Origin of the sequence: Streptomyces sp. NPDC048057 (genome assembly GCF_040653095.1) — a bacterium.
Taxonomy (GTDB): domain Bacteria; phylum Actinomycetota; class Actinomycetes; order Streptomycetales; family Streptomycetaceae; genus Streptomyces.
Genome location: NZ_JBEZNF010000009.1, coordinates 173,673 through 187,898, shown reverse-complemented (window position 1 = coordinate 187,898; position 14,226 = coordinate 173,673). Strand labels below are relative to the sequence as shown.

Annotated in this window: 9 protein-coding genes; 2 read left to right on the top strand and 7 right to left on the bottom strand. The window is 72.5% G+C overall.

The window, feature by feature from the left end:
- Nucleotides 1-200: 200 nt before the first annotated feature.
- The 6 genes from AB0E05_RS12960 to AB0E05_RS12935 all read right to left on the bottom strand — a co-directional run bounded on the left by AB0E05_RS12960 (nucleotide 201) and on the right by AB0E05_RS12935 (nucleotide 10,304).
- A complete protein-coding gene (locus tag AB0E05_RS12960) occupies nucleotides 201-1,109 on the bottom strand; it encodes a serine hydrolase (RefSeq protein WP_361962545.1) in 909 nt (302 codons plus the stop codon).
- A 426-nt stretch (nucleotides 1,110-1,535) separates the two neighbouring features.
- On the bottom strand, nucleotides 1,536-4,391 hold the full coding sequence (locus tag AB0E05_RS12955; RefSeq protein WP_361962383.1) for an FG-GAP-like repeat-containing protein: 2,856 nt from the start codon (nucleotides 4,389-4,391) through the stop codon (nucleotides 1,536-1,538).
- A gap of 372 nt (nucleotides 4,392-4,763) precedes the next feature.
- Nucleotides 4,764-5,819 carry a hypothetical protein gene (locus AB0E05_RS12950; protein WP_361962381.1) on the bottom strand — a complete coding sequence of 352 codons (1,056 nt, stop codon included), beginning with the start codon at nucleotides 5,817-5,819 and terminating at the stop codon, nucleotides 4,764-4,766.
- Between the two features lie 222 nt (nucleotides 5,820-6,041).
- The gene (locus AB0E05_RS12945; RefSeq protein ID WP_361962379.1) at nucleotides 6,042-7,724 is read right to left on the bottom strand and encodes a thiamine pyrophosphate-binding protein; all 1,683 of its coding nucleotides are present in this window, start codon (nucleotides 7,722-7,724) and stop codon (nucleotides 6,042-6,044) included.
- Nucleotides 7,721-8,713 (bottom strand): agmatinase, encoded by a 993-nt coding sequence (gene speB, locus AB0E05_RS12940; protein WP_361962377.1) that lies wholly within the window; start codon nucleotides 8,711-8,713, stop codon nucleotides 7,721-7,723. The genes AB0E05_RS12945 and speB overlap by 4 nt, the downstream gene beginning before the upstream one ends.
- Before the next feature lie 109 nt (nucleotides 8,714-8,822).
- The gene (locus tag AB0E05_RS12935) at nucleotides 8,823-10,304 is read right to left on the bottom strand and encodes a sodium:solute symporter (protein ID WP_361962375.1); all 1,482 of its coding nucleotides are present in this window, start codon (nucleotides 10,302-10,304) and stop codon (nucleotides 8,823-8,825) included.
- Between the two features lie 148 nt (nucleotides 10,305-10,452).
- Here AB0E05_RS12935 and AB0E05_RS12930 point away from each other — a divergent pair, with 148 nt between their 5' ends.
- Together AB0E05_RS12930 and AB0E05_RS12925 are read left to right on the top strand one after the other, a co-directional pair.
- Nucleotides 10,453-11,979, top strand: a complete 1,527-nt coding sequence (locus tag AB0E05_RS12930; RefSeq protein WP_361962373.1) for a PucR family transcriptional regulator — start codon at nucleotides 10,453-10,455, stop codon at nucleotides 11,977-11,979.
- 196 nt (nucleotides 11,980-12,175) lie between these two features.
- A complete protein-coding gene (locus tag AB0E05_RS12925) occupies nucleotides 12,176-13,333 on the top strand; it encodes an acyl-CoA dehydrogenase family protein (protein WP_361962371.1) in 1,158 nt (385 codons plus the stop codon).
- Between the two features lie 64 nt (nucleotides 13,334-13,397).
- Here AB0E05_RS12925 and AB0E05_RS12920 read toward each other — a convergent pair whose 3' ends face one another.
- The gene (locus AB0E05_RS12920) at nucleotides 13,398-14,180 is read right to left on the bottom strand and encodes a phosphatase (RefSeq protein ID WP_361962369.1); all 783 of its coding nucleotides are present in this window, start codon (nucleotides 14,178-14,180) and stop codon (nucleotides 13,398-13,400) included.
- Nucleotides 14,181-14,226 lie beyond the last annotated feature (46 nt).

Sequence of the window (14,226 nt, the reverse complement as noted above, 5' to 3'; positions counted from 1 at the left end):
CGAGCCCGGCCGACCTCGGCCGGGGCTCCTGCCCGTCGTGCGCCTCCTGGGCCGCCGCCACGTCATGCCTCCCCGTTCGGTTCTCTTCCGCCGCAAGACACCAACGCGCGGGAGCCCTGATTTCATCCCGCCGCAACATTTCGTCACACGGGGTGAGGAAGCGCTGCGGCGGGACGCGGTCCGAAAGGGGAGGGCGACGCTCAGCGAGTGGCCGGGACCGCGTCCTGCGCGGGCCGCTCGGGCGTGGCCGGGATCGACTCGTACGGAACGGTCGTGGGCTCGATGACCGCGCTACGGCTGGAAACCGACGGGCTCACGGACTTGTGGATCGCCCGGGCGACGGCCTGGATCGTCGCCACGCCCTCGTTCATGTCCCGGTTGTTGTGGGTGAGGACGACCATCGAGTAGTTGTGGCCGCCGCCGGTGAAGGCGCCGATGCTGTGCACGCGCCAGCCGTGGCTGGCGCGGGGCAGCCAGCCGTTCTTGAGCTGCACGGTCGCGGTGGACGGCGCGCCCGCGGGGGTGCCCCAGCGCTGCGAGGGCACGACGGAACGCATCGTGCGCAGCGCGTAGTTCCGCGAGGAGTCCGTGAGCACGGCGTTCTTCTTGGTCAGATGCGTCAGCAGCCGCTGCTGGTCACGCGCGGTGATCTGGGTGAGCCCCCAGTAGCCGCCCTTGCCCGGGACGGTCTGCGTCATCCCGGCGGCGGTCAGGAAGCGCTGCACCTTGGCGGTGCCGAGCTGCTTCCACAGCGCGGTGGTGGAGTCGTTGTCCGACTTGGTGATCATCGCGTGGGCGAGGTTCTGCTCCCGGGTGCTCAGGGAGCGCCCGGCCCGCCCGGCGTCGTGCAGCAGCGCGGCGAGCACGGTCGCCTTCACGATGCTCGCGGAGTCGAACTTCTGCGACGTCCGCAGGGTGCAGTGGGTGCCGCCCACGGTGTCGATCAGGTATATGGCGGTGGTCGACCTCCGGTTCTTGAGGGCGGCGTTGATGTCCTGCGTGAGCTTGGCGGCCAGCCCCGCCTTCTTGGAGGTGCAGCTGACCTGCGGGGTGGCTGCGGCGGTGGTGGCCGCGGCGGCGGGCGTGGCCGTCAGGAGCGTCGGCAGCAGCGCGGCGGCGGTGAAGGCGGCGGTGCCGATGACGGCGCGGCGCGCGCGAGGCGCACGGTGGCGGGTGTGCAAGGTTCCATCCCCCCATGGTGGAAACGGTGTGGTGCGGGGCGAGCGGCGGGGCCGGTCGCGTTGTCCCGATCGGGAATCGACGGTTGACGGCGTCGATGGCCGATCGTCTGATGAGACGACCAACGGCGGGCCGGATGGTTGCGCTGGAGGGCGGGCCGGGAAGTGAAGCGTTACACGACGAAGACATGCGGCGGGCGGTGTTTGAAGGAGCGTTTGGGGGTGTGGTAGGGGGCTGGCGGACCGGCGCAGCCGTCCGGCCGGAAGGTGAGGAACGGGGTGGCCCGGATCCCGGACGGCGCTGCCCGGTGCCGGGGCGACGTCGTGTTCGGACGTCGCCCCGGCACCGGTCCGCCGTCAGATGCGGACCTGTGCCCTGGTCCAGCTCGCCGAGCCCCCGGCGATCCGCCCGAGGTCGGTCCAGTTGTTGTTCCCTTCGTACCGGTGCGCGTCCAGCGATCCGTTGGGGCCCATCACCAGGTACTCGGCCCGGCCGTCACCGGTGACGTCGGCGAACCGCACCTCTTCCTTGGTCCAGCCGGCGGAGCCGGTTCCGATCGTCCCCAGCGGAGTCCACGCGGTCCCGCCGTCGTACTGGTGCGCCTCCACCGCGCCCTGCGGTCCCAGGACGAGATAGTCCGCCCGACCGTCACCGGTGATGTCGGCGAACCGCACGTCGCCCTTCGTCCAGGCCGCCGAACCGTTGGCGATCCGACCGAGATTGGTCCACGCGGTCCCGCCGTCGTACCGGTGCGCCTCCACCGCGCCCTGCGGTCCCAGGACGAGATAGTCCGCCCGACCGTCACCCGTCACGTCGGCGAACCGCACGTCGCCCTTCGTCCAGGCCGCCGAACCGTTGGCGATCCGACCGAGATTGGTCCACGCGGTCCCGCCGTCATACCGATAGGCGTCCACCGCACCGTTCGGCCCCAGCACCAGGTAGTCCGCCCGACCGTCACCCGTCACGTCGGCGAACCGCACGTCGTCCCTCGTCCAGGCCGCCGAACCGTTGGCGATCCGACCGAGATTGGTCCACGCGCTGCCGCCGTCGCTCTGATAGGCGTCCACCGCACCGTTCGGCCCCAGCACCAGGTAGTCCGCCCGACCGTCACCGGTGATGTCGACGTCGTAGTCCCCCTGCACCGACGCACCCGCGGGCGGCGGCCCGGGGGTGACCGTGACGTTCTCGGTGATCCAGCCGTTGTTGATGGCCGTCGTCACCCCGCCGTAGAAGGCGGTGGCCATCTTGCGGAAGCCGTCGTCGTTGGGGTGGAGGCCGTCCGCGAGGTCGGTGTTGTCCAGGCCGAGGTCCACCAGCAGTACCTTGCGGCCGAGCGCCCGCTGCGCGTCCACGATGCCGGGCAGGGCCTGGTTGAAGGCGTCCACCTGCGGCTGCTTGCCGGGCCTGCTGTTGGGTACGACCCGGCCCAGGACCACGGTCATGTCCGGGGCCGCGGTGGTGATCCGGTTCAGCAGTTGGGAGAGCCGTTCCGGGGCCTGTGCCGGGAGGTGGTCCCGGTTGATGTCGTTGGAACCGATGTGGAGCGTCACCACATTGGGTTTCGCGACCGCCAGCCAGTTGTCGACGTTGGCGGCGATTCCGTCGATCATCCAGCCGGAGTGGCCCTCGTGGTCACGGTCGGCCTGGCGGCCCGCCTGCTGGGAGCCGACGAAGTCCACGGTGGTCGCATGCTTGTCGAGGCTGTCGCGGAGCGTCCTGCGGTACCCCTCACAGGTGGTGTACTGCACTCCTCCGGAGCAGCTGGAGCTGCCCACGCCCAGCGTGATCGAGTCGCCGAGGGGCATCACGGCGAGCCGTGGAACCGTCGACAGGGGGCTGTCGCCGTGGTAGGTGAACCGCTTGAACTCGTCGACCGCGGCCATCGGGTTGCCGTCCCGGTACTGGTCGATCGCGAGGAAGTTCGGCTTCTTGCGCGCGGCCGGCATGCAGAACCGACCGGCCCGGTTCGCGAGCTTCGCGTTGTCATTGGCCGAGGTCGGAGCGCTGGGGTACGAGCGGAAGTGGTTCATCACGAAGAGGCGCCGGAACTTCCCCTCTTCCCGGACCAGGGGAATGTGCTCCCAGCGGCTGTAGCAGCTCCAGTTGGCCGTGAGCCCCGGGAGTCCCATCTCCCAGTAGTTCTCCACCGTCCAGTTCTGGTTGTACATGATCCCGGAGTTGCGCTCGTCGTGATGTCCCGCGCTGGAGAAGACGACCAGCCGCTTGTTGCGGCTGATCATCTCCGAGACGGTGGGCCAGCCCTGCTCGGCGACGCCCTCCCGCCGCGGGTTGTAGATCAGGGCCGCGAGTCCGGGGACGGCCGCGAGATCCGCCTCCAGCGCCGCCTTCGAGGCGCGGTCCTCCAGATGGAGCGTGACGATCTCCTGGGAGTTGGCCGGGGCGTCCAGCCAGTCCTTGATGGTCCTCAGTGTCGGAACCAGCGGTACGGTGCCGAGGTCGCAGTTGCCGTGGCAGAGGCGCACGCTGCCTTCCCCCGAGGTGTTGCCGTCGTAGACGTCGAGCATCAGGCCCCGGACGCCGTCGTTCAGCTGTGTGGCGATGCTGTGGGGCTGCGCGGGCGCGGCGACGGTGTCGTCCTTGAGGTCCTCGGTGTTCCAGAACGAGTTGTGCGTGGTCAGATAGGTCATCTGGTCGTAGGTCACCCGGCTGGAACCGGGTTCGCCCGGCTGGGGCAGAGCCTGGCGCTGCGGGTCGATGGGGGTGACGTACCAGGTCTGCCGCGCGGTGCGGGCTGCGTCGGTGGGGTCGGCGGCGTCGAAGGCGACGAGGTTGCCGCCGACGGTGTTGGCGTGCAGCCTCCGGATGCCGCCCGGGACGGCGATCCGGTAGCGGTCGCCCCCGATGTGCTCGAATCGGAACTCCGTGTCGGCGCCGCAGCTCCGCATCTCCAGCAGCGCGGAGGTCGCGGTCTCCATGGCGACACAGCGGTTCTCGAAGCGAATCCGGTGGTTCCCGTTCGCCTGCGGCTCCAGTTGCAGCTGCTGCCGGTCCTCGTCACCCTTGGGCCAGGAGGTCTTCACGTTGATGGACTGGGCGCTGATCATCGCGCCGGTGCCCGCGCTGGTCAGATAGACCGGCGTCGCCGTGTGCGGAGTCTGCGGCGCCGCCGTCGCAGCCGGTGCCGTGGCCATGAGCTGGCCCGTACCGAGGAGCCCGGCCGCCATCACCACGGCCAGCGCCTGCGCGGTCATCCCGCGCGCCGACCGGCGCGGACCGCGGTCCGGTCGTCGTCTCCACGCTCTCCAGGACACTCTTGTTCTCACCTGTCACCTTTTCATCGGACATGCTGGTGCACCGCGGCACCGCCGGGGCACAGTTGGGCACGGATGGAGAGGGCATCCGACGCCGACACGTTCCCTTGGGGGGAGTCCGACTTGGGAGAGTCCGACTTCAGGGAGTCCGACTTGAGGGCGGGGCAGCGCGCCGGGGAATCGGTCCGTGCAGGTCCGAGCCGCACCTTCGGTGGAGGGCCCGGGGCACGGCCACGGGCGACTCCGTGGCCGTGCCGTGCGGGAACCGCGGGGCGGTGGTCAGGCTCCGCGGTCCACGAACTTGACGGCTAGTCAGCCGGTGTGGATGGAGAGGCCCAGCGCGTCGGAGAGCCTGCGCCACGGCGTGACGAAGCACAAGGAACCGTTCGACGCGAAGACCTGCCCCCGGGCGTGGGCGCCGGCTGCGTCCTTGGTGTAGAAGGGGGCACCCTGGTCGCCGGGTTGCGGCAGGGCGCCGCCCCGGACCACGAGCAGCGGACCCCAACAGCTCTGCCCACCGCAGAGCTGGCCGTTGACGCTGACCACCTGTCCACCGCACACCTCACCCGAGGTCCGGCCGCTGTAGCAGTGGTGGGAGTCCCCGACCACGGCGTCGCCCGCCGAGACCACCGGGACGGTGGTGGTGCTGACGGGGTTCCCGGTGTAGATCCGCCCGCCGTAGGGACGTCCGGCGATCACGGCGACGTCGACGGCCGGCTGCTGGAAGATGACGGTGCCGTGGGAACTGACCCCGGATTCGGTCGACACTCGCGCCCCGGTGGTGGAGCAACTGGCGGAGCTGGTGCTGTACACGTTTCCTGCGCTGTTGCGCAGCGCGAAGCCGGCGGTGCAGGGTCCGGTGGCGCCGGCGGCGCGGATGCCGGCACCGCCCTTGAAGGGGGAGTCGTCGTTGCGGCGGTGGAACTGGTTCACCGTACGGTTCTGGACCGGGGCGACGGCCGGGGCGACGGCCGGAGTGGGCAGGGACGCGGTGGCCCGCCTCCCGGTCACGGCGAGCACGACGTCCGCGGGAGCGTCGGACTCCAAGACGATGCGCCCGGTGGTGCGGTCGAGGTGGCTGGTGAAGGTGTACGCGGTACCGCCGACGGCGACGCGCGCGGCGATCCGCTTCTGGAGCCGGCTCAGTTCCCGGGTGGCGCCGGGCGGCACCGGCAGGACGGAGGCAGAGCCCCCGGGAGCTCGGTCCGACGCCACCCGGGTCGGCCCGTGCGAGGGCGCCGCGCCCTTCTCCGAGTCGAGCGCCGGGCCCGCCCCTGAGGTCAACAGCGCGAAGACGACGACGGCTGTCGCGCCGTTCGGTCTTCCGCGCTTCCGCCACGCACCCGGTCCGTGTCTCGTGCCGTCCATGGGCACCCCCTGGATCTGATGGCCGACCCCGGCCGGGCGGCCGGGGCCTGTGACGCATCGTCGGGGCGGACAACAGTCGTGGCCAGGGCCTGTCTTCAAAGGATCGTCGTCCGCCCTCTGAGCGGGCCTGGCGCGGTGTGGTGCGTGCCACTGCAAGGCGCTGGAGGTCCCCCCACGCCCGAAGGGAGTGGGGGGACGGAACCGTGCGGGCGACCGCCGGCCCTACAGGTGCGTCGGGGCGAACATCTGGAGGACCGCGGGGAGGAGGACGACGGACGGGCCCGGGGTCGACAGGGCGTGCGACAGGTCGTCGGCCAGGTCCTCGGGGGTCGTGCGGACCGCGGGGACGCCGAAGGACTCCGCGAGCGCCACGAAGTCCGGCCGGGCCAACTCCGTCGCCGACGACTCCCCGAACGCGTCCGTCATGTACTCCCGCAGGATCCCGTAGCCCCCGTCGTCCACGATCAGCCACGTCACCGGCAGGTCGTACTGCCGCGCCGTGGCCAGTTCCGCGATCGAGTACATCGCGCCGCCGTCGCCGGAGACCGCGAGCACCGGCCGGGACGGGTCCGCGCACGCCGCGCCGAGCGCGGCCGGGAAGCCGTAGCCGAGGCCGCCCGCGCCCTGTGCGGAGTGCATCGTGTTCGGGCGGCGCGCGTCGAACGCGGACCACGCCCAGTACGCGAGGATCGTCATGTCCCAGAAGCTGGGCGACGCGTCCGGCAGGGCCCGTCGCACCGCCGTCAGCACCTGCTGCTCCAGCGTGCGGCCCTGGCCGTCGATCCGCTGGCGCACCTGCGCGAGGACGTCGCGCACCCGCTGCGGCGCGGTGGGGTCGGGGCGCTCCGGCACGGTCTCCAGCAGCGCGGACAGCGCGGTGCGGGCGTCCGCGTGGATGCCGATGCCGGCGTGGTTGGACTCCAGCTTCCCGGCGTCCGCCTCGATCTGGACCACCCGGCCGCGGGGCGCGAAGGTGTGGTAGTTCGAGGAGAGTTCGCCGAGCCCGGAGCCGATGACCAGCAGGACGTCGGCGTCTTCGAGGAAGTCGGTGGTGTGCCGGTCCTCCAGCCAGGACTGGAGGGACAGCGGGTGCTCCCAGGGGAAGGCGCCCTTGCCGCCGAAGGTGGTGACGACGGGCGCGTTGACGCGCTCGGCGAGCGCCAGCAGCTTGCCGGACGCGTCGGAGCGCACCACCCCGCCGCCGGCGATGATCGCCGGTCGCTCGGCCCCGGCCAGCAGATGGGCTGCGAGCGCGGTCAGTTCGGGGCGCGGCACGAGGTCGTCGGGGGTGGCGTCCATCGCGGTCACCACCGGCAGCACGGTCTCGGCCAGCAGCACGTCCTGCGGGATCTCCACCCAGACGGGACCGTGCGGCGCGGTGAGCGCGGAGCGCCAGGCCGCGGCGATCGCGGAGGGGATCTGGGAGGCCGTACGGGCGGTGTGCACGGACTTCACGACGTCCCGGAACGACGCCTGCTGGTCGCGCAGTTCGTGCAGATAGCCGTGGCGGCCCCCGCCGAGCCCCGCCGCCGGGACCTGGCTGCCGATGGCGAGCACGGGCGCGGAGGCCGCCGCCGCCTCCTGGAGCGCGGCGAGCGACATCAGCGCGCCGGGGCCGGTGGACAGCAGCAGCGGGGCGACCTGCCCGGTGATCCGGCCGTACGCGTCGGCGGCGAAGCCGGCGTTGTTCTCGACGCGCAGCCCGACGTACGAGAGCGACGAGCGGCGCAGGGCGTCGAACATGCCGAGGGCGTGCTGCCCGGGCAGCCCGAAGACGGTGGTCGCGCCGAGGCCGGCGAGGGCCTCGATGACGAGGTCCCCGCCGTTGCGCCCGGCCGGAGGGTTGAGCGCGGCCTCGGTCTGCTGGGGCGTGGGCTTGAGCACCACGTCGTGGTCGTGGGTCACTTCGCGGCCCTCTCGGCGGCGATCTGGCGGGCCATGATCGTGGTGAGTTCGTACGCGGTGTGGGAGGCGGCCACGGCGGTGATCTCGGCGTGGTCGTACGCCGGCGCGACCTCGACGACGTCGGCCGAGACGAGGTTGCAGGAGGCCAGCCCGCGCAGGATCTCCAGCAGTTCGCGGGAGGTCATGCCGCCCGCCTCGGGCGTGCCGGTGCCGGGGGCGTGCGCCGGGTCGAGGCAGTCGATGTCGATGGATATGTACAGCGGGCGGTCGCCGATGCGCTGGCGGAGCTGGTCCGCGACCTCGTCCGCGCCGCGCCGGTAGACGTCGGCGGAGGTGACGATGCCGAAGCCCATCTTCTCGTCGTCGGTGAGGTCCTGCTTGCCGTACAGCGGGCCGCGGGTGCCGACGTGGGAGAGGGCGGAGGTGTCGAGGACGCCCTCCTCGACGGCCCGGCGGAACGGCGTGCCGTGGGTGTACTCGGCGCCGAAGTAGGTGTCCCAGGTGTCGAGGTGGGCGTCGAAGTGGAGCATGGCGACCGGGCCGTGCTTCTTGGCGACGGCGCGCAGCAGCGGCAGGGCGATGGTGTGGTCGCCGCCGAGGGTCATCAGCCGTGCGCCGGTGCCGAGCAGGTCGTCCGCCGCGGCCTCGACGGTCTCCACGGCCTCGTTGATGTTGAACGGGTTGGCCGCGATGTCACCGGCGTCCGCGACCTGCGCGAGCGCGAAGGGGGAGGCGTCCTGCGCCGGGTTGTAGGGGCGCAGCAGCCGGGAGGCCTCGCGGATCGCGTTGCCGCCGAAGCGCGCGCCGGGCCGGTAGGACACCCCGGAGTCGAAGGGGACGCCGACGACGGCGACGTCGGTGCTGCCGACCTCGTCGAGCCGGGGCAGCCGGGCGAAGGTGGCCGGGCCCGCGTAGCGGGGGACGCGGGAGGAGTCGATGGGGCCGCGCGGCTGCTCGGGGCGGTCGCTGCTGCTCGGGGCCGTGTTCATACCGGTGTGCCTTCTTTCCTGCGCTTCTTTGCGTCTCGTCGCTTTCGCCGCTGCCGTTCGACTGTATCCAGCGGCGCGGGGGCCCCGTCGGGGCGGAGGGTCGGACCGGTCAGAGCCCGGCCTTCGCCCGGCTGTCCGCACCGTCGGCGCTCTCGTCGTCGCCGCCGCGGCCCGCGAGCCGCTCCCGCCAGTTCGCGAGCACGGCCGCGTCCGTGGGCTCGGTGAGCAGGCTGACGACGAGGTACGCGGCGAGGGAGGACAGCAGGCCGTAGTAGACGGGCTCGGTGGCGAGGATGCCGTACGCCCCCATCAGCCCGACCACGGCCAGCCCGCCGACGGCGACCGCGGCGAGCGCGCCCTGCACGGTGCCGCGCTTCCACAGCAGCCCGCCGAGGATCGGCACCAGCAGCCCGCCGACGAGCAGGTTGTACGCCACGGTCAGCGCTTCGACGACGTCGTTGAGGGCGATCGCGATGAGGACCACGGCGACGCCCATGACGAGGATGAACACCCGGTTGCCCTTCACCTCGTCGTGCCCGTCCTCGGGCGCGGCCCGGTTGGTCAGTCCGCGCAGCCGGGACCAGATGTCGTTGTTGGCCACCGTGGCGCAGGCGATCAGCGCGCCGGAGGAGGTGGACATCACCGCGGCGAGGGCGGCGGCCAGCACCAGCCCGCGCACGCCCATGGGCAGCTCGTCCTTGACGATCAGCGCGAAGGCGTCGTCCGGATTGGCCAGGTTCGGGTAGAGCACCTTGGCGGCGACGCCGACGACGGCCCCGGCCAGCGCGTACACCAGGCAGTACGTACCGGCGGCGGCACCGCCCCAGCGGGCGACCTTGTCGCTGCGCGCGGTGAAGACCCGCTGCCAGATGTCCTGACCGATCAGCATGCCGAAGGTGTAGATCAGCACGTACGTGAAGATCGTCTCGCCGCCGATGCCGAGCGGTGCGAAGTAGTCGGAGGGCAGCTCGGCCTTCATCTCGCTCCAGCCGCCCGCCTTGACGACGGCGATCGGGAGCAGGAGCAGCAGCACGCCGACGGTCTTGACGACGAACTGCACCATGTCGGTGAGGGTGATCGACCACATCCCGCCGAGGGTGGAGTAGGCGACCACGATCGCCCCGCCGAGGACGATCGAGACGGTCCGGTCGACGTCGAAGAGGACGTCGAAGATCGTCGCGTACGCGATGGTCGAGGTGACCGCGAGCATCAGGGTGTACGCCCACATCACCACGCCGGAGATGACCCCGGCCCGGCCGCCGTACCGCAGGTCCAGCATCTCCGAGACGGTGTACACCTTCAGTCGGGCGATGCGCGCGGAGAAGAGCAGGGAGAGCGCGAGGAGGCCGAAGCCGATGGTGAGGACCATCCAGGCGCCGGAGAGGCCGTGCTTGTAGCCGAGGCCGACGCCGCCGATGGTGGACGCGCCGCCGAGGACGATCGCGGCCATGGTGCCGGAGTACATCCAGGGGCCGAGGCGACGCCCGGCGACCAGGAACTCGCTCTTGGACTTGGCGCGGCGCATGCCCCACCACCCCATGCCGAGCATGCCGGCCAGATAGACGACGATCACCGCGTAGTCGACAGCCATCGCTCTCCCTCCCACCCTTCCCGGGGCCTGCTGAGGGCCGCGGCCCACGTGCTGGCGTTTCGTTCGACCCCTGACGGTAGGTGGCCGGAAAGCAACCATGAAGTGTACGTTTCCTCCATTCCCGACGTCAGCGATGGATGGATCGTCCATGCCGGATGCCCCTTCGGGCGCCCCTGCCGCGCCGGCCTCCGCGGCAGCTGCGGCCACTGCCGCACCGCCCACCCCGCCCGTCCCGCTGAGCGCCCTGTTGGCCCGGGAGGACCTCGGGCTGCGCCAGATCGCGGGCCCCGGCCCGGCGTCCCGGCCGGAGCCGGTCGACCCGGTGGTGCACTGGGTGCACACCTCGGAGATGACCGATCCGTATCCGTACCTCCTCGGCGGTGAACTGCTGCTGAGCGCGGGCGTGCAGCTGAAGGACCCGGACGCGTACGTCGCCCGGCTCGTCGAGGCCGGGGCCGCCGCCCTCGGCTTCGGGCTGGCCCCGGTGTACGACGCCGTCCCCGAAGCGCTGGTCGCCGCTTGCGACCGGCGCGGGGTGCCGCTGGTCGAGGTGCCCCCGCAGACCACGTTCACTGCCGTGGCCCGCGCCGTGTGGCGGCTGATGGCCGAGGCCCGCCACCACGAGCTGCGCCGGATCTCCCAGGCCCAGCAGGGCCTGGCCACCGCCGCCGCCCGCCCCGACCCGGTGCCGGCCGTCCTCGGTCAGCTCGCCGGCCGCCTCGGCGGCTGGGCGGTGCTGCTCACGGCCGACGGCGGCGAGCCCGTGAGCGCGGGGCGCGCCCCGTCGGCGCAGGTGCGGCAGGCGCTGGTGCGGCTGGCGGGCGTGGTGCGCGGCGGCACCGGGGAGCGGTCGGCCGGCGCCCCCGTCGCCTCCGCGTCCGACACCGCCGACGCGACCCATCTGTGCGCGTACGCCCTCGGCGGCGGCCAGGGTCTCGTGCTCGGGCTGACCGCGCCCCGGCGCGAAGCGGGCGACCACACGATCGCCGGAGTGGCCGTGGTGCTGCTGTCACTGCTGACCGCGCCGCACCGGGGCGTCGACGGCACGGGCCGGGACGCCGCCCTCGCCCGGCTGCTGCTGGGCGCGGACCCGGCGGGGACCGCCACCGCGCTGGGCGGCGACCGGTGGTCGGTGGTGCACGCCCGCGGCGGGCGCGGCACGACGCCGTTCACCGCGTCCGCGCTCGGCGCCGCGCTCGGCAGCGCCCTGGTGGAGTCGGCGCCGAACGGGACCGTACGCGTCCTGCTGCCGGGCCCGGCACGGGAGGTGGCGGCCCAACCGGGGTGGGTCCTCGGGGTCAGCGAGCCCGTCGAGCCCGCGGAGCTGGCGCTCGCCGACGCCCAGGCGGCCCGGGCCCTGGGCCGCGCCCTGGCCGCGCACCGCCCGCTGGTCGCCCACCGGCGCGGCTCGCTGGCCGCCCTGCTCGCGCCCGACGAGATGGCGGCCCACGCCCGGCTGCGGTTGGCGCCGCTGGCCGACGCGCCCGCGCTGCGCGAGACCCTGCGCACCTGGCTGTCGCTGCACGGCGGCTGGGACCGCACGGCCGCGGCGATGGGCGTCCACCGCAACACCGTCCGCCAGCGGATCGCCCGCTGCGCGGCGCTGCTCGGTGAGGACCTGGACGACCCGGACGTACGGATGGAGCTGTGGTTCGCCCTGCGCGCCCCGGCCTGACCCGGCCCCGAGCAGCCGCGACCTCGCCGCACGGCGGGGGTCCCGCCCGCGCCCGGAAGCCACGCGGCTTCCGCCGGAGCCGGGCGCGGCAGTGTCTGGACAGTCCGGGTGACCAGCCAGTAACTTCGAACATCTGAGCAACCGCTTAGACACTCGTCCGAGCACCGCAGGCCAGCGCAGACCAGAGGAGGCGTTCATGCGCCGCAGCGTGTACAACGAGGACCACGAGGCGTTCCGGAAGACCATCCGCGCCTTCATCGAGGCCGAGGTCGTCCCGGTGTACGACCAGTGGTACGAGGCCGGCCAGGCGCCGCGCGACTTCTACCACAAGCTCGGCGAGCTGGGCGTCTTCGGCATCGAGGTGCCCGAGGAGTACGGCGGCGCCGGTGAGACGTCGTTCAAGTTCCAGGCGGTCATCTCCGAGGAGACCGCCCGCGCCGGCGTCTCCTTCGGCGGCTCCGGGGTGCACGTCGCGCTCTGTCTGCCGTATCTGGTGGCGTACGGCACCGAGGAGCAGAAGAAGCGCTGGCTGCCCGAGTTCGCGACCGGCGCGGCGATGTACGCGATCGCGATGACCGAGCCGGGCACCGGCTCCGACCTCGCGGGCATGAAGACCACCGCCAAGCTCTCCGCCGACGGCACGCACTACGTCCTGAACGGCGCGAAGACCTTCATCACCGGCGGCGTCCACGCCGACCGCGTCATCGTCTGCGCCCGCACCGCCCCGCCGAGCGCCGAGGACCGCCGCCACGGCATCTCCCTCTTCGTCGTGGACACCTCGCTCGCGGGGTACGCGGTCGGCCGCAAGCTCGACAAGCTGGGCCTGAGGACCTCGGACACCGCCGAGCTGTCCTTCACCGACGTGCGGGTCCCGGCCGGGGACCTGCTCGGCGAGGAGCACAAGGGCTTCTCCTACCTCGGGCAGAACCTCCCGCAGGAGCGGCTGGCCATCGCCGTCGGGGCGTACGCGCAGGCGTCGGCCGCCATCCGGTTCACCCAGGCTTACGTGTCGGACCGCACGGTCTTCGGCAAGACGGTCGCGTCCTTCCAGAACAGCAAGTTCGAACTGGCCGCCTGCAAGGCCGAGGTGGACGCGGCGGAGGCGGTCGTGGACCGCGCGCTTGAGGCGCACGACGCGGGCGAGCTGACGGCCGCCGAGGCCGCGTCGGCCAAGCTGTTCTGCACCGAGGTCGCCCACCGGGTGATCGACCGCTGTCTGCAACTGCACGGCGGGTACGGCTACATGAACGAGTACCCGATCGCCCGGCTGTACGCCGACAACCGCGTCAACCGCATCTACGGCGGGACCAGCGAGGTCATGAAGTCGATCATCGCCAAGTCGATGGGCCTGTAAGGCGCACCGCCCCCGCACTTCGGGCGCCCGGTCGACCGCTCCGGCCGGGCGCTCGTCGCTGCCGTCAGACCGGCAGGCCCGCGGCGTCCAGCAGGTAGTTGGTCATCGGCTCGTAGAAGCGGGGGTCGGTGACGTGGTCGTCGAGCGGCACCGTCACCTGGAGGGTGCCCTCCGCCTCGCCGATGAAGAGCGCGGGGTCGTTGCTGTCGGCGTACCCCACCGCGTCGACGCCGCGCTGGCCCGCACAGCCCGCCCAGCCGTGGTCGGCGACGACCAGGTCGGGGCGCGGCCGGCCGTCGCGCTCCAGGCCGTCGAGGATCGCGGCCATCGGGGCCGGCGAGTGGGTGTGCCACAGGCTCGCGCCGCGCTCCAGCACGGCCACGCCCCCGAACTGGAACACCATGCACTCGTCGGCCGTCAGGCCGCCGGGGATGGCGACGACCTCGCAGCCGGCCGCGCGCACGGCGTCGGCGGTGCGGCGGTGGACCTCCAGGAGGCCGCCGGGGTGACCGGTGGCGAAGAGGACCCGCTCCCGGCCGGCGACGGCCTTGCGCAGCCGGGCGGCCATCCGCTCCAGCGCGGCGACGGTCAGCTCGGGGTCGATGGTGTCCTGGCCGACGCGGTGCTCGGGGTCGTCGCTGACGCCGCAGCGCTCCGCCATCACGGCCAGCACGTCCTGCTCGTCCGTCCAGCGGTCGCCCAGCTCCAGCCCCAGCCAGTAGTGGCGGTCGCCGTTGGCGAGCGCGCGGTAGTGGGAGAGGTTGTTGTCGCGCGGGGTCGCGACGTCTCCGGCGATACGGGTGCGGACGAGGTGATCGACGAGGGCGGCACGGCTGGGTATCGACATGGCCCCATTGTGCCGGCCCGGGCCCGCCCGGGCCGGTGATCTCGGT

What these genes read in the sequence shown, in the direction of transcription:
- AB0E05_RS12955 (WP_361962383.1), bottom strand. Translation starts at nt 4,391, where the DNA reads ATGACCGCGCAGGCGCTGGCCGTGGTGATGGCGGCCGGGCTCCTCGGT.
- AB0E05_RS12920 (WP_361962369.1), bottom strand. Translation starts at nt 14,180, where the DNA reads ATGTCGATACCCAGCCGTGCCGCCCTCGTCGATCACCTCGTCCGCACC.
- AB0E05_RS12935 (WP_361962375.1), bottom strand. Translation starts at nt 10,304, where the DNA reads ATGGCTGTCGACTACGCGGTGATCGTCGTCTATCTGGCCGGCATGCTC.
- AB0E05_RS12950 (WP_361962381.1), bottom strand. Translation starts at nt 5,819, where the DNA reads ATGGACGGCACGAGACACGGACCGGGTGCGTGGCGGAAGCGCGGAAGA.
- AB0E05_RS12930 (WP_361962373.1), top strand. Translation starts at nt 10,453, where the DNA reads ATGCCGGATGCCCCTTCGGGCGCCCCTGCCGCGCCGGCCTCCGCGGCA.
- AB0E05_RS12925 (WP_361962371.1), top strand. Translation starts at nt 12,176, where the DNA reads ATGCGCCGCAGCGTGTACAACGAGGACCACGAGGCGTTCCGGAAGACC.
- speB (WP_361962377.1), bottom strand. Translation starts at nt 8,713, where the DNA reads ATGAACACGGCCCCGAGCAGCAGCGACCGCCCCGAGCAGCCGCGCGGC.